The following is an 18411-nucleotide window of genomic DNA, read 5'->3' as shown; positions in this document are numbered from 1 at the left end:
GAAGGCCACAGCCGATACCTGGTTGGCGGCGGCGTTGACCTGGTGCAGGGTGTCGGTCAGCGCCGCCGCCTGCTCGGGCGTCGGCAGCAGCTTTACCTGCACCACCAGTTTCACAATCGGTGACTTTACCATTACAGTCCCCGATTGGTGCGGGGTGGACCCGGGTGGGGCTGGACGCGCCGCCCAGAGGGAAGCGATTCCTCCCGGCCCTGAAGGACCAGGGCTCCTCGCTAGAAGCCTGCTGAAAGTCCTGGCCGCCCCGGCAGTGCTCCCCGCCCGCACGGGGAGCACTGCCATTCCCCGGAATCGCTGGGGCTCGTCGCCACCGAGGTGTACGGCCTGATCGCCCTGGCGGCCGGCTCGCGGACCACCGTGCAACTTGATTGCGGCCAACCCAATCGGCGCGAACGTAGGATGGGGGGATGACGGGCACGGCCGACTACGAGCTGCTGAAGCTGGACACGCAGGTCTGCTTCGCGCTGCACGCGACCTCACGGGCGTTCGACGCGCTCTACCGGATACGGCTGCGGGACCTGGGGCTCACCTACCCCCAGTACCTGGCCATGCTGGCCCTCTGGGAGACCGACGGCCTCACGGTGAAGCAGCTCGGCGAACGCCTCCGCCTCGACTCCGGGACGCTCTCCCCGCTCATCAAGCGCCTGGAGACCGCCGGTCTCGTGGAGCGCCGCCGAGGCCGCGAGGACGAACGCTCGGTGTCGGTGCACCTGACCGAGGAGGGCACCGGCCTCCGCGACCGGGCCGTGGACGTCCCCCGGCGGATGCTCGACTCGACCGGCCTGACCATGCACGAGCTGGCCCAGCTCCGCCGGACCCTGCAGCACGTGACCCGGCACCTCGACGCGGCCACCGACTCCGCGGCCTGATCATCCCGCCGAGATCGCCAGCACACCGGCGAGCGCGGCGGCGATCCCGGCCTGCTGCGGCCGTTCCAGCCGCTCGCGCAGGACGACCCGGGCCAGCGCGATGGTCACCAGGGTGTGCAGCGAGCCGAGCACGGCGGCGATGCTCACCAGGCCGTGCGTGGAGGCGGTGGCGTACAGCGCGTCGGCCGTGACGATGAGCACCCCGATCAGCAGGAGGTACGGGACGTCCGCACGCGGGGCGGCGGGCCGGTGCCGCCGCACGGCGGCGAGCGCGATGATCGCGGTGACGGCGGTGAGGCGTGCGGTCAGCAGCGCCCATCCGACGTCGCCTTCGCTGGCCGAGTCCATCGCGATGAAGAAGCCTCCGAAGCCGAGCGCCGCCAGCAGGCCGTACAGGACGCTCGGCAGCACCCGCGGACCCGTCCCGTCCCTGCCGGAGCCCCACGAGGTGACGACCAGGCCGAGCGTGGCCAGGGCGAGCCCGGTGAACTGCAGCGGGCTGGGGATCTCGCCGAGCGCCAGCCCCGCCAGGAGCGGGACCACCGGCGCGAGCGCGGCGACGGGCGCGACGATGCTCATCGTGCCGACGGCCAGGCCGCGGTAGAGGGCGGCGATCGCGACGGTCTCGGCCGCTCCCGCCGCGGCGGCGAACCCGAGGGACGCGGCGTCCGGCGGACCCGCGCCCCGCACCGCGATGATGGCGGCGAGCAGGGCCAGGGCGGTCGTCTGGGAGATGAGCATCACCGACAGCAGGGGGATCGTGCGGCTCTTCAACCCGCCGATGAAGTCAGACGTCCCCCAGCCGACGGCGGCCCCGAGCGCCAGCCCGACGACCGTCATCAGCGCACCCCGGTGTGCTCGACGATGGCGGGGACGACGTCGTCCCATCGGGCGCGGGGGAAGACCTCGTGGCCGGTCTGCTCCATCGCCGCGAACCGCGCGCCCGGGATCTCGTCGGCGAGGGCGCGGCCGTGCCCGATCGGGAACATCCGGTCCTCGGTGCCGTGCAGCACCAGGGTCGGTGCGGTGATCTGCCCGAGCCGGTCCCGCCACGGCTCCCCTGCGTCGATCATGAACGGGTTCGTCAGCTGGGCGGCGATGTTCGCGGCGCGGTCGGCCATGCGGGCGGCCGTCGCGCGCATGCCCGCCTCGTCGAACGGACGGGACGCGGCGGCGAACGGGCGCTCGGCCTCCACCATGTAGTCGATGACCGCCGCCCGGTCGGACCAGTCGGGTTCGGCGGCCTCCGAGGTGAACAGGGCCACGATCTCCTCGGACATCCCCGGAAGGTCGGGGTTGGCGTGGCCGGGCCCGCCGGGGGTCGAGGAGGCGAGGGTCAGCGAGGCGACCCGGTCGGGATGGTCGAGCGCCGCGAGCTGCGCGACGGCCGCGCCCTGCGACATGCCGACCAGACCGGCCGCCGCCAGGCCGCAGGCGTCGAGCAGGCCCACGGCGTCGGCGACCAGGTCCCGCAGCGTGTAGTCCGGGCTGCCCGGCGCGCAGGCGGTCGAGCGGCCGGCGTCCCTGGCGTCGTAGCGGATCACGTACCGGCCGCTCTCCGCGAGCCGCCGGACGAAGTCGTCCGGCCAGGCCGCGAGCGAGTGGCCCGCGCCGTGCAGCAGCACGATCGCCGGGTCCGCCGGGTCGCCGAGAGCCTCGGCGCTCAGCTCGACGCCGTTCACGTTGTGCGTCCGCTCTTCCGCCGTCATCATCGGGCCTCCACTTCGTTACATGTAATGAAACGAACGTAGAGAGACGACTCGTTACATGTCAACAAAAGTCCGGTACGCTCGTCCCCGTGACCGAGCCACGCGAGGCATGGGCGGCCTACCGCGCGCTGCAGCTCATGGTGGACGCCGAGATCGCGCGCGACCTGGAGCGCGAGTCGGGGCTGTCGATGGCCGACTACGAGGTGCTCGCCGCCGCGGTCTCCATGGCGGGCGAGGAGGAGTGCGTGCGGGTCAGCCGTCTCGCCGGCCGGATGCACTGGGCGCACAGCCGGCTGTCCCGCCAGCTCGGCCGGATGGAGCGGCGGGGCATGATCGCCCGCGAGGCCTGCGAGCTGGACGGCCGAGGCGACGACGTCCTGGTCACCGAAGCCGGACGGCGGGTCTACGAGGACGCGGCGCCCGCCTACTGGGAGTCGGTCCGCCGGCACTTCACCGACCTGCTGACACCCGAGCAGCTCGCCACGCTGACCGAGATCCACCACACCGTCGCCGCGACACCCTGAGAAGAGTGCTACGTACGGGTTCTGGGGCGGCGCAGGAGGAACAGGCGGACTCGGCCCAGGCCCTGCAAGGGGCGGGGGCGGAGCGAGGAAATGTCGTACGCGTCGCCGGGGAGAGCCGCGGACATCCCGCTGTCGACGAGGACCGTTCCGGGGTGGGCGGCGGCGGTCAGGCGGGCGGCGAGGTTGACGGACGTACCGAACACGTCGCCGAGGCGCATGATGACTTCGCCGTAGGCGAGGCCGACGCGCACTTTGGGGAAGTCGGGGTCGTCGTTGAAGCGTTCCGCGATGCGCAGGCCGATGTCGGCGGCGGCGCGGGGCTCGGACGCAACGAACAGGACCTCGTCGCCGAGCGTCTTGATGACGCGTCCGCCCAGCTCGGCGATGATCTCGGCGGTGGTGACCTCGAACCGTTCGACGAACGCCGCTAGGGCGTCGCCGTCCAGGCGGCGGCTCAGGCGGGTGAAGGAGACGACGTCGGCGAAGCCGACCGCGAGGTGGGCGACGCCGGCGGCCGGATCGGACTGGGCGGCGGCCGTCGTGGCGGCGGCGCGCATCCCGGCGGCGGTGAGCTGGCGGCGCCAGCCGTGCAGCAGGAGGCGCTCGAACGCGGGACGCAGTTCCTCGGTGGCGGCGAGGGCGGCGGTGACGAGGTCGGCCGCGGCCGGCTCGTCGGCGGGCAGCTCACCGAGCCGCTGCAGCCAGACGTCGCCGAGCCAGCTGGCGAGCCGGCCCATCGTCTGGCCGACCGCGCGGGCGAGCTGGAGGACCATGTCCTCGTCGACCATCTCGGTGCCGAGCAGGTCCTTGATCTCGCGGAGCGCGGCGACGTCACCGTCGGTGAAGGCGATCTCCTCGTCGGGGGGAGTCGGGAAGCCGAGCGCCTGCCAGATGCGGCGCGCGTACTCGTCCGGGACGTCGGAGAGGGCCTCGACCTCCTTGCGCGTGTAGCGCAGCGGGCCGCCGAGGAGGGTCTCCTCGATGTCGTCCGGGTCCGCCATGACGCCAGCCCCTATGTGTCATTGACCGATGTAACAATAGTGCCGGAGTAAGATCACGGCGGTCAAGGTGGACGAGTCCGGCGGGCGGGGGCATGGCCGAGTACCGAATCGACGAGCTGGCGCGGCTGGCCGGCAGCACCGTGCGCAACATCCGCGCCTACCAGGACCGGGGACTGCTGCCGCCGCCCCGGCTCGAAGGCCGCGTGGGCCTGTACGACGACCAGCACCTCGCGCGGCTCCGGCTGATCGGCAAGCTGCTCGGCCGCGGCTACACGTTCGCGATCATCAAGGACCTGCTGTCGGCGTGGGAGACCGGCAAGGACGTCGGGGAGGTCCTCGGGCTGGAGAAGGTGCTCACCGACCCGTGGTCGGACGAGATGCCCGGCACCACCACCTACGACGAGCTCGTCGAGATCTTCGGCACCGGGCTGGACCCCGACGAGGTCGCCCGCGTGCAGGCCCGCACCATCGAACTGGGCCTCATCGAACCGGACGGCGACACGTTCCGGGTACCGAGCCCCCGGCTGCTGCACGTGGGCGCCGAACTGGTCGCCGCGGGCATCCCGCTCGACTCCGTCCTCGACATCGCCGGGCAGATCCGCGACGACTGCGACGTGATCGCGGGCCGGTTCGTGAGCCTCGTCCAGGAGCACGTGTTCGCCCGGCTGGAGGACCCGCCCGTCCCGGACGGGGAGAAGGTCACCGAGGTCGCCGCGGTGGTCCGACGGATGCGGCCGCTGGTGAAGATGGTCGTCGAGCCGTTCATCGCCAGGGCGATGGAGGCCCGCGTCCAGGAGGCCCTCGGCGAACATCTCGAAACGATCAGGGACCATCTCGGCGGCACGCCCGGCTGAGCCGTCACAGGAGCGAGGCGCCCCAGACGACCGTCACCGTGTGCGGGACGCCCTCGGAGTCGGTGAACGTGAGCGTGCCCTGGCCCGGCAGGCCGATGATGAAGGTGCGCAGGCTGATCGTCACCTGGCTGGTGCCGTCCGCGGGCATGCCGCCCTGCATGTCCGACAGGACGAGCTGGTTCGTCGACGTCATCGCCGTCCACGTCACGGGGCCGCTCTTGGCCGCGAGGCTCACCTGGGCGGTCTTGGTGCCGTAGAGCTCGACCTTGGCGGGGTTGACGACGAGGACGCCGGGCCGCACGGGCGGGTTGGACGAAGGCGGCGGCTGCCCCGGTTCCGCGGACTCCTCCGGGGTCTTCTCACCCGTCTGCGGGCTGACGGGCGCCTGCCCCGGACGGCCGGGCGCGCCGCCGTCCGGCCCCCGCGACGGCTGCGTCTCGCGGCCCGAGCCGTCCGGCGGCGAATGCTGCGTGATGGACGGCTGCGGCTGCGTGCGGAACGGCGGCCACGACAGGGAGTCGCCGCTGATGCCGGGCCCCATGACGAACACGGCGACGAGGGCGGCGACGAGCGCGCCCGCCATGCCTCCCACGGTGAACAGCCACCGGCGGGTGAACGGCGAGGGCACGTCCGGCTGGCTCGGCAGGCCGGACGGGGTGAGCGCGCCGCCGCGCGCGGCGATGTCGGCGCGGTAGCCGGCGAGCTCGGGGTCCGTCGCGGTGTGCATGACGCGGTGCCGCAGCGCCGCGGGCAGCACCGGGGCGGGCGCCCGCTTCAGCAGCGCGGCCGCGGTCAGCCGGCCGCGGCTCCGGCAGTCGGCGCAGTCGGCGAGGTGCCGGTCGGCCGACGGGTCGGCGGGGGAGTCCTCGGGGCCCCGGTGAAGGGCCCGCCAGAACGGCCGGCCGGTGCGCGGCGGGGTGGTCGGCGCGTCCGTCCGGGGCGCGGCCCGGGCGGCCAGGACGGCGACCGCGGGCGACTTCTCCCCCTCGCCGGAAGATTCTGCGGAGTCGTCGGTGCAGGCCCGGGTGACCCGGCTGATCTCCTTCTGGAGTGCGGCCTCGAGTTCGGTCCTGCCCTGCCGCACCCGTATGGCGGCCCGGCGCGAGGACAGGCCGAGCGCCGCGCCGAGGCGGGCGGGACGCAGCCCGTGCCGGAACGCCAGCAGCATCACCTCCTGGTCGACGGGCTCCAGCCTGGCCAGCGCGCCGTTGAGCAGCCGGTGGAGCTCGTCGGAGGACGGCCGGTCGGGGACGGGTTCGTCCGGTTCGGCACGGTCCAGGAAGGGGACGTCGGAGAACTCGGCGTCCCGGTCCCAGAACAGGACCTTCGCCCGCCCGCGGCGGATGCAGCGGCGGCGGGCCGCCCCGTACAGCCAGGAGCTCAGGTGCAGGTGGTCGCGCATCCGGGGGGCACGGCGGCCGGCGTCGATGAACGTGTCGTGGACGATGTCGGCGGCGACTTTCGCATCACCGGACATTGACAGTGCGTAGTCATAAAGGCGCTCACCGTACTCGTCGTAGAGAGCGGCGAACGTGGCCTCGTCGCCTTCGTTCAGCCCTTTGACCAGGCTTCGGTCGGCGGTGTGCAAGGAGGGGGACAACCTGGGCATTCACGCTCCCGGCAGCGGCATGAGGCGTCCGTCCCCATGGGAGTCGTCCGGACATTCAGCCCACCTTGCATACACCCGCGAACCCCATCCGCACCACATGATCTGCCGAAATCACCATTAGGGTGACCCCGGGGTGAGATGCCGCTTCTCTCCGTGATCACGCTATCAATGACTCAGCGTCAGAATCGAGTCAGCGACCCGATCCGGCCGCGGTGCGGGCGGCCGCCGGAAGGGCCCGGCCGGCGGCCGCCCGGGCGCCGGTCAGTCGGCCCGGCGAACCTCCAGCTCACCGTCGGCGTAGCGGCGCCGCAGCACCTTCTTGTCGAACTTGCCGACGCTCGTCTTGGGCACCTCGGCGATGAACGCCCAGCGCTCCGGCAGCTGCCATTTCGCGATCCGGCCGGACAGGAACTCCCGGAGCTGCTCGGCCGTGACGGAGGCCCCGTCGCGGACGACGACGGAGGCGAGCGGACGCTCCTGCCACCGGTCGTCGGGGACACCGACCACGGCGGCCTCGACGATGTCCGGGTGCGCCATCAGGTGGTTCTCCAGCTCCACCGACGAGATCCACTCGCCGCCCGACTTGATGACGTCCTTCGCCCGGTCGGTGAGGATCAGGAACCCGCCGGACGACAGCGTCCCGACGTCGCCGGTGCGCAGCCAGCCGTCGTGGAACTTCCCGGGATCCTCGTCCAGGTAGTAGGAGCCGGTGATCCACGGCCCGCGGATCTCGACCTCGCCGACCGCCTCGCCGTCGTTGGCCAGCACGACGTCGCCGTCGCCGACGATGCGCATCTCCAGCCCGGCCAGGACGCGGCCCTGGCTGATCCTGGCCTGCCACGCCTCCTCGCCTTCCGCCTTGACCGGCGGGTGCGCCACCGTCGCGACCGGCGAGGTCTCCGTCATCCCCCACGCCTGCACGATCCGGACGCCGATCTCGTCGAAGCCGCGCATCAGCGCCTCGGGGACGGCCGAACCGCCGCACGGGACGAGCCGCAGCGAGCTGAGGTCCGAGCCGTGCTCCTTGGTGTGGCGCAGGACGTCCGCCCAGATCGTGGGCACCGCACCGGCGACCGTCGGACGCTCGGACTCGATGAGCCGGACGAGCGGCTCGGCCTGCAGGAACCGGTCCGGCATGATGAGCGCGGCACCCGCCAGCACCGCCGCGTAGGGCAGACCCCAGGCGTTGGCGTGGAACATCGGCACCACCGGCAGGATGACGTCGGACGCGTCGAGCCCGATCGCGTTGCCGGTGCACGTCGCCATCGAATGCAGGTAGGCGGACCGGTGGGAGTAGACGACGCCCTTGGGATTCCCGGTCGTGCCGCTGGTGTAGCACATCGCGGCGGCGGACCGTTCGTCGATCTCGGGCCAGTCGAACGCGGCGGGCGCGGCGGCGAGCAGCTCCTCGTAGGAGTGCAGCTCCTTGCCGGCGGCCTCCAGCGGCGCGGTGTCGCCCTCCCCGACGACGATCACATGCCGGACGGTCTTGAACTGCGGCAGCACCGGCGCCAGCAGCGGGATCAGCGAGCCGTCGACGATGACGACCTGGTCCTCGGCGTGGTTGGCGATGTAGACGAGCTGGTCGGGGAAGAGCCGCAGGTTCAGGGTGTGCAGGACGGCGCCCATGGACGGGATCGCCAGGTACGCCTCCAGATGCTCGGTGTTGTTCCACATGAACGTGGCGACCCGCTGATCGCCGTCCACGCCGAGGCCGCGCAGCGCCCCGGCCAGCCGTGCGGCACGGTCGCCGACCTCGGCGTAGGTGCGGCGCCGGGCACCGTCCCCCGTCCAGGTGGAGACCTCGGCGTCACCGAAGACGTCCGCGCCGTAACGCATGATCGTGGTGATGGTCAGCGGGAAATCCTGCATGGTGCTCAACATGGACGCGCCTCCAGCTCGCAGCAGACTCCAGAACCGGATTCTTGCAGTGTTGTCCCAGGTTGACGACCCCCAATCCCCGCCGCGGCCGAGGAGGGAAACCCGTCAATACAGCTCGCGGAGTTTGGCCATGGCCCGGGAGACGGTGGATTTGACCGTGCCGACGCTGACGCCGAGGATTTCGGCGATCTCTCTTTCGGACATGTCCTCGTAGTAGCGGAGCATGACGGTGAGGCGTTGCCGTTCCGGGAGGCGGCGGAGGGCGCGGAAAAGCTCGTCGCGCAATTCGCTGCTGCTCGTGTGGTCGTCGACGGGGCGGTCGGGGAGCTGATCGGTCGGGTAGACGTCCAGTTTCCGGCGCCGCCACCAGGAGATCTGCGTGTTGACCATGGCGCGGCGGACGTAGCCGTCGACCGCGGCGCGGTCTTCGATGCGGTGCCAGGCGAGGTAGGTCTTCGCGAGGGCGGCCTGGAGGAGGTCTTCGGCTTCGGCGCGGTCGCTGGTCAGCTGCGTCGCGGCACGCAGCAGGACGGCTCGGCGTTCCGTCACGTACGAGCGGAACTCCTCGTGCCGCGTGTCGCTCAAATCACCACCGGACCAGGGGTTGCGGAGCCGCCTCCGCCGGGACTCCAGAGTCCCGGCCGCGCGCACTCCCGATATCGTTGACGATCGCACGGCGATCGTAATTTCGGGCCTACATAAAACCTATATCCGGGTCAACCAGTGCATAATCTTCAACCGAGGTAGATCAAAGCTCTTCCGCCAGCTGACTTATCGCGACAAATCCGTCGACAAGCGCTGTCATCAGGCGTGACTCTTGACTCGCTGTCCGCAGGCCGATGACCCAGCGTAGTGATCTACCCCCGGAGCACCGCGATGCCGCCACCCCACCGCCGTGGAGCGAACCGCCGCCGACACCGCGCGGCCGTCTTCGCGGCGTCCGCCGGTCACGGCCCCGCCGAGCGCGCGGGGCGGCAGCTGGACGTGGCGACCGGGATCGTCCTGGACGCCAGCCCGCACCTCCTGGTGCTGGGCTCGGCGGCCCGGACGGGCGCGGGCGGCGCCGAGACCCGTCTCGCGATGAGCGCCGCCACGACCGTCTGGCACGGCGGGCGCGGGGGCCTCGCCGTGCTCCGGCCGGGCCGGTCCGTGATCGTCCGGCGGGGGGACGGCGGTCTCGGCGCCGACCGCGTCTGGGTCGACGTCTGCCGGGTCAGCGGCACGATCCTGGCGTGCGGGAAGGACACCGTGGAGGTGGACATGGGTCCGCACCGGGGGCGGACCCATGTGCTGATCCCCCCGCGCGCCTTCGAACGGGTCCTGGTCCGGCATCCGCGCCTGGAACCCGGATACCTCATCGACGTGATCTGCGTGTGGTCCCCGCACGGCCCGCTCGCGGTGTGCCCCGGCACGTCGCAGCCGGGTTACCGGGCCGACGACCTCGCCGCGCCGGAGGCCGGCGAGCCCGCGCCCGCCGAGCTGCGCGGGACGGTGACGTGGTTCGGCAGCGCGGCCGACGAGGCACCGGACGGGGCGGCCTACCCGGCCGTCGACTCCGAGGGGGACGCCGGGGGATGCGCGGACGCCCCGTCCGGCTGCGTCGCGTTCCCGTACCTGTCGCTCGGCAGCGAGGTCGCCGTCCGCAACGAGTGCGGCGGGCGCGCCGCCACCGTCCCGGTGGTGGAGTGCGGCTGCGCGGCGGCCCGGTTCTGCGACCGATGCGTGGAGTGCGGCGCGTCCCCGCGCGGCCGGATCGCCGAGCTGACGCCCGCCGCGTTCGTCGGGCTCGGCGGCGACCTGGAGGCGGGCTGCTTCAACGCCGCGGTCCGGCCGGGCGTGCCCGCCACAACGCCGGAAAGGGCCGCGTCATGGTGACGGCGTTCCAGAACACGCAGGTGCTCCTGCTCGCGGCGGTGCTGCTGGCCGCGTGCCTGGCGAAGCTGACGGTCCGCGAAGAGGCCGCGGACGCCCCCGATCATGTCCACGGCGTGCCGGTGCCGGCCGGGCTCGCGCGGCTTTCGGCGCTGCGCGGCAGCCGGGGGATGACGGTCGGGCTGGGCATCGGCGAGGGCGTCCTCGGGCTGGCGCTGCTGATGACCTCGCATCTGTCGGTGCGGCTGGCGACGACGGTCGCGTTCGCCGCCGCGACCTGGGTGGTCGGCGAGCTGCGGGTCAGCCGCCCGGACGCCGGATGCGGCTGTTTCGGCGGGCTCAGCGGCAAGCGGGTCGGGCGCCGCAGCGTGCTGCGGGCGGTGCTGTTCACGGGCGCGGCCATCACCTCGATGGGTGCGCCGCTCGCCGGGCTGGACGTGCTGCGGGACGTCCAGGTGCAGGTCGCGCTGGTCCTCGCGGCGGAGGTCGCGCTGTTCGCGGCGCTGTCCCCGGAGTTGTCGGCGCTGCTCGAACGCCGCAGCCTGCCGCACGGCCGCGCCCGCCCGGCGATGCCCTGCGAGCGGCGGCGCAGCCCGATCGCGGAGACGTACGCGACGCTTTACGACAGCGCCGCGTGGGTGGAGCACGAGAACGTCATCGCGAGCGCCGTGCCGCTGGACGTGTGGCGGGAGGGCTGCTGGCGTTTCGTGGTCTTCCCCGCCCGGGTGGACGACCAGGACATGGAGGTCGTGTTCGCGGTGTCGACCGCCGAGCGCGACCGGGCCGTCCGGTCGGCGCTCGTGGCACCGGACCCGAGCCTGTCTGCCGCTCTCTAGCCCTTTCTTGGACACGTCCAATACACGTTTAGAAATTCCTCGCGAACATCACCTCTTCACCTCTCTAGGCTTTTATAGAAGAAAAGCTAGAGAGCCTTAGAAAAGCCCAGAGGGCATGCGAGAAGAATCTACGGCTTTCTACGGTCACCGCTAGAGAGCCGAATATTCGGCTGACGATGCGGCTCGATGCGTCTTTCTATCGATCTCTAGCAGTTTCGCTAGAAATCTCTATGAAGCCGAAGCGTCAGGCGGGTTGGGAGCGGAGGAACGTGCCGAAGTGCGGCACCGTGAACGCGACCATGCCGCGCTCGGCGCTGTAGATGAGGCCCTTCTTGATGAGCCCGTCGCGTGCCGGCGACAGGCTGGACGGTTTGCGGCCCAGCTCGTCCGCGACCGACGCGGTGGGCACCGGGTCGTCGCCGAGCATGGCCATCGCGCGCATGTAGTCGCGCTCGGCCGGGGTGGCGCGCTCGTAGCGGCTGCCGAAGAAGCCGACCGCGAGCTCGCTCTCCGCCTCCGGCGCGGCGACCTTGATGTCGTCGGCGGTGATCGGGGTGTCGGGCGCCACGTCCCAGACGACCTTGGCGTACGCCTGCACGAAGTAGGGATAGCCGTCGGCCGCGCCGTACAGGGCGTCGAGGGCGTCCTTGGTGAAGGTGACCTCCTCCCGCTCGGCGGGGGCCAGCAGGGCGAAATCGGCCGACTCGCGGTCGAGCCGGTCGATGCGGGCGTAGCGGAACAGCCGCTCGGAGTAGGACTTGCTGGCCGACAGGACGGCCGGCAGATGCGGCAGCCCGGCGCCCACCACGATCAGCGGGCCGCCGACCTGCGACAGCTCATGGCACGCGGCGCACAGCGCGGACACGTCGTCGGCGGGGATGTCCTGCATCTCGTCCACGAACAGGGCGATGCCGGCGCCGACGTCGGTGGCGACGGACGCCGCGTCGACGAAGAGCTCGGTCAGGTCGATCTCCAGGTCGCCCGAGTCGGCGCGTCCCCGCGAGGCGGGCACGTCGATGCCGGGCTGCCAGCGGTGCACCCGCGCCTTGCCCTTGCCGGACGGCTCCGGCTCGGCCTGCGCGAACGCCTTCAGCACGCCGAGGAACTCCTCGATGCGGTCGGGCGCGCGATGCCGGGGCGCCAGCTCGCGGACGGCCCGGTGCAGCGCCGAGGCGACCGGGCGGCGGATCGACTGGTCGGGCCGGGCCTCGATCTTCCCGGTCCCCCACAGGCGCTGGATCGCCATCGACCGGAACGCGTTGAGCAGCACGGTCTTGCCCACCCCGCGCAGCCCGGTGACGATCATGCTGCGCTCGGGACGGCCGCGGGCCACCCGCTCGATCACCACCTCGAACTGCTTGAGCTCACGGTCGCGGCCGGCCAGCTCCGGGGGGCGCTGCCCGGCGCCAGGGGCATAGGGATTGCGCACGGGGTCCACGCTCTCGGACTCTATGAGGCGATATAGCTGAGGCCGTAGATTTGCGTAGAAACCGCTGCGGCGTGTCGCGTGCTCCCGCCGCCGTCCACAGCGCGCGGGACCGTCCGCCTCCCTCATGCCGTTGAGGTGTGGGGCCGCCGTCGCCACCATGCCGCCTCCCCGGGCGAGCGCCTGCACGTCCGTCGAACCTCTGTTCGACTGTTCGAACACACTAGCGCATGCCGCCGCCCCCGTCATCAGAACCCGGGGAACTCCCGCGACGGATTCGGAACGAGAACGGCCACGCGCCCACCATCCGGTGGGCACGTGGCCGTTGAGCGGGGTCCGGCCGCGGGCGGCACCCGCGGGCGACGCCCGCGGCCGGGAGTTCGGGTCAGGCGAGGGGTTCGTCCGCCTCGGTCCGGTGGGGGACCCTCTCCGCCGGGACGGTGCCCATGCGGCCGGCCTGGAAGTCCTCGAACGCCTGGACGATCTCCTCACGGGTGTTCATCACGAACGGGCCGTACCGCGCGATCGGCTCGCGGATCGGGAGGCCGCCGAGGATGAGGATCTCCCACCCGTTCGCGCTCGCGACGGGCTGGCTGTCGGCGGCGCGGACGACGAGGCCGTCACCGGTGCCCCTGTGGTGGGAGCCGGCGAAGACCGCGAGCTGCCCTTCGTCCAGCCCGGTCTCTTCGACGCCCGCCGTTCCGCGGCCGGAGAGCACGTAGACCATCGCGTTGAAGTCGCGCGGCCAGGGCAGGGTGAGCCGCGCGCCGGGCGCGACCGTCGCGTGCAGGTAGTTGATGGGGGTGTAGGTGACGCCGGGGCCGTCGTACCCGGCGACCGACCCCGCGATGACGCGGACGAGGGACGAGCCGTCGTCGGCGGCCAGCAGCTTGACGTCGCGGGCCTCGATGTCCTGGTAGCGCGGCGGGACCCACTTCTGGGCGCGGGGCAGGTTGACCCAGAGTTGGATGCCGTGGAACAGGCCGCCCTTGGTGACGAGCTCCGGCGGCGGCTGCTCGATGTGCTGGATCCCGGACGCGGCGGTCATCCACTGGGTGGCGCCGTCGGAGATGAGGCCGCCGCCACCGGCCGTGTCCTGGTGCTCGAACGCCCCGTCGATGATGTAGGTGACGGTCTCGAACCCGCGGTGCGGGTGCCAGGGCGTGCCCTTCGCCTCGCCCGGCGCGTATTCGACGGCGCCCATGTGGTCGAGGAGCAGGAACGGGTCGGCCAGGGCCAGGTCCATGCCGGGGAAGGGGCGCCTGACCTGGAAGCCCTCGCCCTCCAGGTGACGCGCGGCGGTCACGACCTTCGCGACGCGGCGCCAGTCGACGTCGGCCTCGGGCAGCAGGGGCAGGCGGGGAAGGGTCAGCGGATCGGCCATCACGGCGGGCATTGGATCTCCCCTCGTTCGGGTGCCCGTCCACGACCGGGCGGTGCACTGCAGGCCCCAACATAGTTGATGCTTCAACCATTCCCTCGGACGAATCCCGCGGGTTCCTGCTACCGTGAGAATAGCCGGGATTAGTTGAATCTTCAACCCTGTGCCGTATACTTGCCGGTATGAGCGAACCGCGTTGGCTCGATGCCGCCCAGCAGCGCGATTGGCGGGCCTACGTTGACGGCAGCGTCCGGCTCACCGAGGTCATGGACCGGGACCTGAAGACCAAGCACGGCCTGTCGGTGTCGGAGTACGAGATCCTCGTCCGGCTGTCCGAGGCCCCCGAGCGGCGGCTGCGCATGGCCGAACTCGCCGAGAACGCCAGCCAGTCCCGCAGCCGGCTGTCGCACACGTGCTCCCGCCTGGAGTCCAAGGGCCTGGTCAAGCGGGACAGCTGCCCCAACGACAAGCGCGGCGTCTTCGCGCACCTGACGGACGAGGGCTACGCCGCACTCGAAAAGGCCGCCCGCGACCACGTCGAAACCGTCCGGACGTACTTCATCGACGTCGTCCAGCCCGAAGACCTCGAAGCCATCGGCCGCGCCTTCGCGCTCATCCTCAAGCGGCTGGGCCCCACCACCTGACCCCGCGCCTATGGCCCTGGCCTAAAGCGGGACGGTGACCCCGGTGAGGAAGCCGACGGACACCAGGGTCAGGAACACCCAGGCCAGCATCATCCCGATGCCGAACGTCCGCCACCGTCCGCCGACCTTCCAGACGAGCAGGCCGCCGAGCCCGAACGCCAGGACGAGCAGGGTGATGAACTGCGGCAGCAGGCTCGGGCGGCGGCTCATCATCAGCGGCGCCCACATCATCACGGCGTCGACGAACAGGAACACGCCGAAACCCGCCGCGAGCGCCTTCACATCGCGGCCGAGGAAGGCGCGGGCCCGTCCCACGAGCACCTCGGCCTTGTCCGTCTGCAGCCGCGGCTGCGCCTGCGCCGCCTGCTCGACCTCCACATTGTGCGCCACGGCGAAGATCTCGTCTTCGAGGCTTGGGAGGTCCCTCTCCTGAGGTTCCGCCATCCCGCTCCCTGATGAGGCCGGAGGCCGCCGGACGACATGCCCGGCGGACGATCGAGGTTTCACGGCCCGTCCGTCCCGGCCCCTTTCCGGCGGGCGCGCCTTCAAACGCACGGTAGCGGATGTGGGGTGGCGCACACAGTCCATCCGGCGTGCCATGCTGGAAAGATGCCAGGTAGAAGGGCCATTCGCAGCGCGGCGGCGATCGCCGCCCTGGTCACCGCGGCGTCGACCGGATGTGGCCGCGGCTCCGACGAGCCGACGCCTCCCGCCGCGCCGCCCACCGCGTCGGAGACGGTCGCTTCCCCGTCGCCGCCGGCCGAACAGGGCTTCCAGTCGCAGATCAAGAAGGTGACCGCCGGGGACCTCGAGCACTCCTGGCGGGAGGGCTGCCCCGTCGCGCCGTCCGGGCTGCGGATGATCGAGATGACCTACTGGGGGATGGACGACAAGCCGCACACCGGCGGGCGGCTCGTCGTCAACGCCAAGGCCGCCGAGGACCTCGTCAAGGTGTTCCGGAAGCTGTACGACATCCGCTACCCGATCGAGCGCATGGAACCGGTCGACAAGTACAAGGGCAGCGACTTCGAGTCGATCGAGGCCAACAACACCTCGGCCTTCAACTGCCGCCGGGCGACCGGGTCGAGCTCGTTCTCCCAGCACGCGTACGGCCTCGCGGTCGACATCAACCCCTGCCAGAACCCGTACGTCTACGCCGACGGGCACATCGCCCACGAGCAGTGCGCGCAGTACAAGAACCGCGACAAGGACGCCCCCGGCATGATCCACGCCGGTGACAAGGTCGTCGACGCGTTCGACTCGATCGGCTGGGGCTGGGGCGGCGAGTGGAGCGGCGCCAGGGACTACCAGCACTTCTCCAGCACCGGCCGCTGAGCGGGCCCGCTACATCATCATCAGCGCGATCACGATGACCGCGACGATGACCACCGCGGCGGCGACGCCGGCGATCAGGGCGACGTTCGGGCCGGACTTCTGGGATTGCGCCTGGTTGGCGAAGTTCTGGAACTGGTGCGTCGTGCCTGCCGGATCATTGGGTGTCTGCGACATGCCGAAGAGGGTAACGGAAACACAACGGGCGGTCTGTCCGTTCTGTCGCGGACGGTCCACCCCGGGGCGCTGGGCGGAGAGTGTGGGATTCGAACCCACGAGGACTGTCCCCAGCCCTGGGCGCTTTCAAGGCGCCTGCACTAGTCCACTATGCGAACTCTCCAGGTGACCGCCGTCCCCGGCGGCCATCGCCAACGATAGCGGTCGCGGCCCAGTGGCTTCGACCGCATAACGCGAGTACACCGGTCACGGTTCCGGTGTCTCCGGGACGGCGTAGCCGGGAATCGAGGGCCAGCGGACCGTCATGACGACCGACTCCTCCTCGGCCTGCCACGAATGGTCGACACCGCGCCCCCACACGACGTAGTCGCCCTGCTCGGCCAGCACCACGTCACCCTCGGGGAACTCCAGCCGGAACCGGCCGCTGATCAGGACGAGCAGCGCGGTCCGCTTCTCCCCGTCCGTCCACATGTCGCGGCGCTCACCCTTCGGGTGCACCCCCCATTTGATCTCGACCTCGTCACTGTGGCGGAGGTCGCCGACCGGTTTGAAGTGCCCGAGCAGCCAGCCGCGGTCACCGGCGGCATCCGGCCCCGCCTTCCCCACATACACGCCGTCCACAGATCGCGACCGTACCGCCGATGGTCAGGACTCGGTGGGACGTTGGAAGGCGAAGCCGTCGCCGACGACGGCGGCGAGGGTCAGATACGCCTCGCGGGTCGCGGGGGCGAGCTGCTCCAGCTCGACTTCGGCGCCCTCCTCCAGGTGGTCGTCGTACGGGATGCGGACGACCGCGCGGCAGCGGCTCTCGAAGTGCGCCTGCAGCTTGTCGAGGTCGACCTGGCTGCGGGTGCGGTTGCGGACCATCGACAGCACGACCACGCCGTTGCGGACGAGGTGGCCGTGGTCGTGCGCCTCCAGCCAGTCCAGCGTGGCGCTCGCGGAGCGGGCGCCGTCCACCGACGGGGAGCTGACCAGGACGAGCTGGTCGGCGAGGCTCAGCACCCCGGACATCGCCGAATGCAGCAGCCCGGTGCCGCAGTCGGTGATGCAGACCGAGTAGTACTGCTCCAGGACGACCGCGACGGCGGCGTAGTCCTCGGCGCTGAACGCCTCGCTGACCGCCGGGTCGCGGTCGGACGCGAGGATCTCCAGCCGGGCCTCGTTCTGCGAGGTGAACGCGCGCACGTCGGCGTACCGGTGGATCTGGTCCCGGTTGTTGAGCAGGTCCCGGACGGTCGCGGCCGTCTCCAGCCGCACCTTGTCCGACAGCGTCCCGCGGTCCGGGTTGGCGTCCACCGCGATGACGCGGTCGCCGCGGAAGGACCCCAGCATCGAGCCGAGCCCGGTCGTCGTGGTCGTCTTGCCGACGCCGCCCTTCAGCGACATGACGGCGACCCGGTGATGCCCGCCCGCCACGACGGTGCGCGCCCGCGCGATCAGGTCCTTGCGGCGCAGGTCGGTCTGCGACTCACCCGGGTGGATGCCGCCCGCGGTCGCCTTGTAGACGGCGCGCCGCCACCCCGAGGACGGCGCGATGCGCCGCTCGCCGAGCAGGTTCTCGGAGCTGAGGCTGTCGGCGTTCTGCGGCTCCTGCGGCTGCTGCGGGTGCGCCGGGTAGCCGGGCGCGGGCTGCATCATCTGGTTGAGCGCCTGCGGGTACGCCGAGTGATCCTGCGGCGGCCCACCGGGGTAGCCGTACCCCGGCTGGGGCTGCCCGGTGCCGGGGTCGATGGGCGGGTACTGCGCCCCCGCCGGCCCCTGCGCATACGGCTGCCCGGTGTTCGGATCGACCGGCCGGTAGTGACCCCCGCCCGCATTCGGGTCCTGCGCGTACGGCTGCCCCGTGGCCGGATCAACCGGCTGGAACTGGCCGCCGCCCGCATTCGGGTCCTGCATATACGGCTGCCCGGTGTTCGGGTCCACCGGCGGGAAATGGCCTCCGGCCGCGTTCGGGTCCTGCGCGTACGGCTGCCCGGTGTTCGGATCCACCGGCGGGTAGTGACCCCCGCCCGCATTCGGGTCCTGCGCATACGGCTGCCCCGTCGCCGGATCAACCGGCTGGAACTGGCCGCCGCCCGCATTCGGGTCCTGCATATACGGCTGCCCGGTGTTCGGGTCCACGGGCGGGAATTGGCCCCCGGCCGCGTTCGGGTCCTGCATGTAGGGCTGCCCAGTGTTCGGGTCCACCGGTGGGTACTGGCCGTACGGCTGGCCGGTGGCCGGATCGACCGCCTGGAACTGGCCGCCCCCGGCCGCATTCGGGTCCTGCGGGAACGGC

At 71.6% G+C, this 18411-nt stretch carries 19 protein-coding genes and 1 tRNA gene; 7 read left to right on the top strand and 13 right to left on the bottom strand.

Annotated elements, in window-relative coordinates; translation table 11 throughout:
• Positions 1-422 precede the first annotated feature (422 nt).
• Positions 423-884, top strand: a complete 462-nt coding sequence (locus tag AB0C35_RS12220) for a MarR family transcriptional regulator (RefSeq protein ID WP_358453702.1) — start codon at positions 423-425, stop codon at positions 882-884.
• Here the strand turns inward: AB0C35_RS12220 and AB0C35_RS12215 are convergent, their stop codons facing one another.
• Positions 885-1724: a DMT family transporter gene (locus tag AB0C35_RS12215; RefSeq protein ID WP_358453700.1), complete on the bottom strand. Its 840-nt coding sequence runs from the start codon at positions 1722-1724 to the stop codon at positions 885-887.
• Entirely contained in the window at positions 1724-2596 is an 873-nt protein-coding gene (locus AB0C35_RS12210; RefSeq protein WP_358453697.1) for an alpha/beta hydrolase, read from the bottom strand. Before AB0C35_RS12210 ends, AB0C35_RS12215 begins: the two co-directional genes overlap by 1 nt.
• An 86-nt stretch (positions 2597-2682) precedes the next feature.
• Here AB0C35_RS12210 and AB0C35_RS12205 point away from each other — a divergent pair, with 86 nt between their 5' ends.
• On the top strand, positions 2683-3117 hold the full coding sequence (locus AB0C35_RS12205) for a MarR family transcriptional regulator (protein ID WP_358453695.1): 435 nt from the start codon (positions 2683-2685) through the stop codon (positions 3115-3117).
• An 8-nt stretch (positions 3118-3125) separates the two neighbouring features.
• Here AB0C35_RS12205 and AB0C35_RS12200 read toward each other — a convergent pair whose 3' ends face one another.
• Complete coding sequence (locus AB0C35_RS12200) at positions 3126-4118, bottom strand: adenylate/guanylate cyclase domain-containing protein (RefSeq protein ID WP_358453693.1); 993 nt, start codon at positions 4116-4118, stop codon at positions 3126-3128.
• Between the two features lie 92 nt (positions 4119-4210).
• Between AB0C35_RS12200 and AB0C35_RS12195 the strand changes: the two genes are divergently transcribed.
• Complete coding sequence (locus AB0C35_RS12195) at positions 4211-4972, top strand: MerR family transcriptional regulator (protein WP_358453690.1); 762 nt, start codon at positions 4211-4213, stop codon at positions 4970-4972.
• A gap of 4 nt (positions 4973-4976) precedes the next feature.
• On the opposite strand, the gene AB0C35_RS12190 is transcribed toward AB0C35_RS12195, so the two are convergent.
• The 3 genes from AB0C35_RS12190 to AB0C35_RS12180 form a co-directional block, all read right to left on the bottom strand.
• Positions 4977-6581: a sigma-70 family RNA polymerase sigma factor gene (locus AB0C35_RS12190; protein WP_358453687.1), complete on the bottom strand. Its 1605-nt coding sequence runs from the start codon at positions 6579-6581 to the stop codon at positions 4977-4979.
• A 261-nt stretch (positions 6582-6842) separates the two neighbouring features.
• A complete protein-coding gene (locus tag AB0C35_RS12185; protein WP_358453684.1) occupies positions 6843-8465 on the bottom strand; it encodes a long-chain fatty acid--CoA ligase in 1623 nt (540 codons plus the stop codon).
• A 102-nt stretch (positions 8466-8567) separates the two neighbouring features.
• Entirely contained in the window at positions 8568-9047 is a 480-nt protein-coding gene (locus tag AB0C35_RS12180; protein ID WP_358453681.1) for a SigE family RNA polymerase sigma factor, read from the bottom strand.
• Positions 9048-9338: 291 nt separating this feature from the next.
• On the opposite strand from AB0C35_RS12180, the gene AB0C35_RS12175 reads away from it, so the two are divergent.
• Positions 9339-10337, top strand: a complete 999-nt coding sequence (locus tag AB0C35_RS12175; protein WP_358453678.1) for a hypothetical protein — start codon at positions 9339-9341, stop codon at positions 10335-10337.
• The gene (locus AB0C35_RS12170; RefSeq protein ID WP_358453677.1) at positions 10331-11170 is read left to right on the top strand and encodes a MauE/DoxX family redox-associated membrane protein; all 840 of its coding nucleotides are present in this window, start codon (positions 10331-10333) and stop codon (positions 11168-11170) included. The genes AB0C35_RS12175 and AB0C35_RS12170 overlap by 7 nt, the downstream gene beginning before the upstream one ends.
• Positions 11171-11414: 244 nt before the next feature.
• Here the strand turns inward: AB0C35_RS12170 and AB0C35_RS12165 are convergent, their stop codons facing one another.
• Together AB0C35_RS12165 and AB0C35_RS12160 are read right to left on the bottom strand one after the other, a co-directional pair.
• Positions 11415-12608: an ATP-binding protein gene (locus tag AB0C35_RS12165; RefSeq protein WP_358453674.1), complete on the bottom strand. Its 1194-nt coding sequence runs from the start codon at positions 12606-12608 to the stop codon at positions 11415-11417.
• Between the two features lie 373 nt (positions 12609-12981).
• Positions 12982-13992 carry a pirin family protein gene (locus AB0C35_RS12160; protein WP_358453671.1) on the bottom strand — a complete coding sequence of 337 codons (1011 nt, stop codon included), beginning with the start codon at positions 13990-13992 and terminating at the stop codon, positions 12982-12984.
• A 167-nt stretch (positions 13993-14159) separates the two neighbouring features.
• Here AB0C35_RS12160 and AB0C35_RS12155 point away from each other — a divergent pair, with 167 nt between their 5' ends.
• On the top strand, positions 14160-14621 hold the full coding sequence (locus AB0C35_RS12155; RefSeq protein ID WP_358453668.1) for a MarR family transcriptional regulator: 462 nt from the start codon (positions 14160-14162) through the stop codon (positions 14619-14621).
• A gap of 21 nt (positions 14622-14642) precedes the next feature.
• Here the strand turns inward: AB0C35_RS12155 and AB0C35_RS12150 are convergent, their stop codons facing one another.
• Positions 14643-15065 (bottom strand): hypothetical protein, encoded by a 423-nt coding sequence (locus tag AB0C35_RS12150; protein WP_358453665.1) that lies wholly within the window; start codon positions 15063-15065, stop codon positions 14643-14645.
• Positions 15066-15230: 165 nt separating this feature from the next.
• Here AB0C35_RS12150 and AB0C35_RS12145 point away from each other — a divergent pair, with 165 nt between their 5' ends.
• A complete protein-coding gene (locus AB0C35_RS12145) occupies positions 15231-15956 on the top strand; it encodes a M15 family metallopeptidase (RefSeq protein ID WP_358453662.1) in 726 nt (241 codons plus the stop codon).
• Positions 15957-15965: 9 nt separating this feature from the next.
• On the opposite strand, the gene AB0C35_RS12140 is transcribed toward AB0C35_RS12145, so the two are convergent.
• The 4 genes from AB0C35_RS12140 to AB0C35_RS12125 form a co-directional block, all read right to left on the bottom strand.
• A complete protein-coding gene (locus AB0C35_RS12140) occupies positions 15966-16130 on the bottom strand; it encodes a hypothetical protein (RefSeq protein ID WP_358453659.1) in 165 nt (54 codons plus the stop codon).
• Positions 16131-16204: 74 nt separating this feature from the next.
• A tRNA-Ser gene (locus AB0C35_RS12135) sits at positions 16205-16293 on the bottom strand.
• A gap of 83 nt (positions 16294-16376) precedes the next feature.
• Positions 16377-16751 (bottom strand): signal peptidase I, encoded by a 375-nt coding sequence (locus AB0C35_RS12130; RefSeq protein WP_358453656.1) that lies wholly within the window; start codon positions 16749-16751, stop codon positions 16377-16379.
• A 24-nt stretch (positions 16752-16775) separates the two neighbouring features.
• A complete protein-coding gene (locus AB0C35_RS12125; protein WP_358453721.1) occupies positions 16776-18227 on the bottom strand; it encodes an AAA family ATPase in 1452 nt (483 codons plus the stop codon).
• Between the last annotated feature and the right edge of the window lie 184 nt (positions 18228-18411).

Source organism: Spirillospora sp. NPDC048819 (genome assembly GCF_040650055.1).
Lineage (GTDB): Bacteria > Actinomycetota > Actinomycetes > Streptosporangiales > Streptosporangiaceae > Spirillospora.
The sequence above is the reverse complement of the archived record's forward strand: the minus strand, read 5'-3'. Positions and strand labels throughout refer to the sequence as shown.

What these genes read in the sequence shown, in the direction of transcription:
- AB0C35_RS12220 (WP_358453702.1), top strand. Translation starts at nt 423, where the DNA reads ATGACGGGCACGGCCGACTACGAGCTGCTGAAGCTGGACACGCAGGTC.
- AB0C35_RS12215 (WP_358453700.1), bottom strand. Translation starts at nt 1,724, where the DNA reads ATGACGGTCGTCGGGCTGGCGCTCGGGGCCGCCGTCGGCTGGGGGACG.
- AB0C35_RS12210 (WP_358453697.1), bottom strand. Translation starts at nt 2,596, where the DNA reads ATGATGACGGCGGAAGAGCGGACGCACAACGTGAACGGCGTCGAGCTG.
- AB0C35_RS12200 (WP_358453693.1), bottom strand. Translation starts at nt 4,118, where the DNA reads ATGGCGGACCCGGACGACATCGAGGAGACCCTCCTCGGCGGCCCGCTG.
- AB0C35_RS12195 (WP_358453690.1), top strand. Translation starts at nt 4,211, where the DNA reads ATGGCCGAGTACCGAATCGACGAGCTGGCGCGGCTGGCCGGCAGCACC.
- AB0C35_RS12190 (WP_358453687.1), bottom strand. Translation starts at nt 6,581, where the DNA reads ATGCCCAGGTTGTCCCCCTCCTTGCACACCGCCGACCGAAGCCTGGTC.
- AB0C35_RS12185 (WP_358453684.1), bottom strand. Translation starts at nt 8,465, where the DNA reads ATGTTGAGCACCATGCAGGATTTCCCGCTGACCATCACCACGATCATG.
- AB0C35_RS12175 (WP_358453678.1), top strand. Translation starts at nt 9,339, where the DNA reads ATGCCGCCACCCCACCGCCGTGGAGCGAACCGCCGCCGACACCGCGCG.
- AB0C35_RS12170 (WP_358453677.1), top strand. Translation starts at nt 10,331, where the DNA reads ATGGTGACGGCGTTCCAGAACACGCAGGTGCTCCTGCTCGCGGCGGTG.
- AB0C35_RS12160 (WP_358453671.1), bottom strand. Translation starts at nt 13,992, where the DNA reads ATGCCCGCCGTGATGGCCGATCCGCTGACCCTTCCCCGCCTGCCCCTG.
- AB0C35_RS12155 (WP_358453668.1), top strand. Translation starts at nt 14,160, where the DNA reads ATGAGCGAACCGCGTTGGCTCGATGCCGCCCAGCAGCGCGATTGGCGG.
- AB0C35_RS12150 (WP_358453665.1), bottom strand. Translation starts at nt 15,065, where the DNA reads ATGGCGGAACCTCAGGAGAGGGACCTCCCAAGCCTCGAAGACGAGATC.
- AB0C35_RS12145 (WP_358453662.1), top strand. Translation starts at nt 15,231, where the DNA reads ATGCCAGGTAGAAGGGCCATTCGCAGCGCGGCGGCGATCGCCGCCCTG.
- AB0C35_RS12140 (WP_358453659.1), bottom strand. Translation starts at nt 16,130, where the DNA reads ATGTCGCAGACACCCAATGATCCGGCAGGCACGACGCACCAGTTCCAG.
- AB0C35_RS12125 (WP_358453721.1), bottom strand. Translation starts at nt 18,227, where the DNA reads ATGCAGGACCCGAATGCGGGCGGCGGCCAGTTCCAGCCGGTTGATCCG.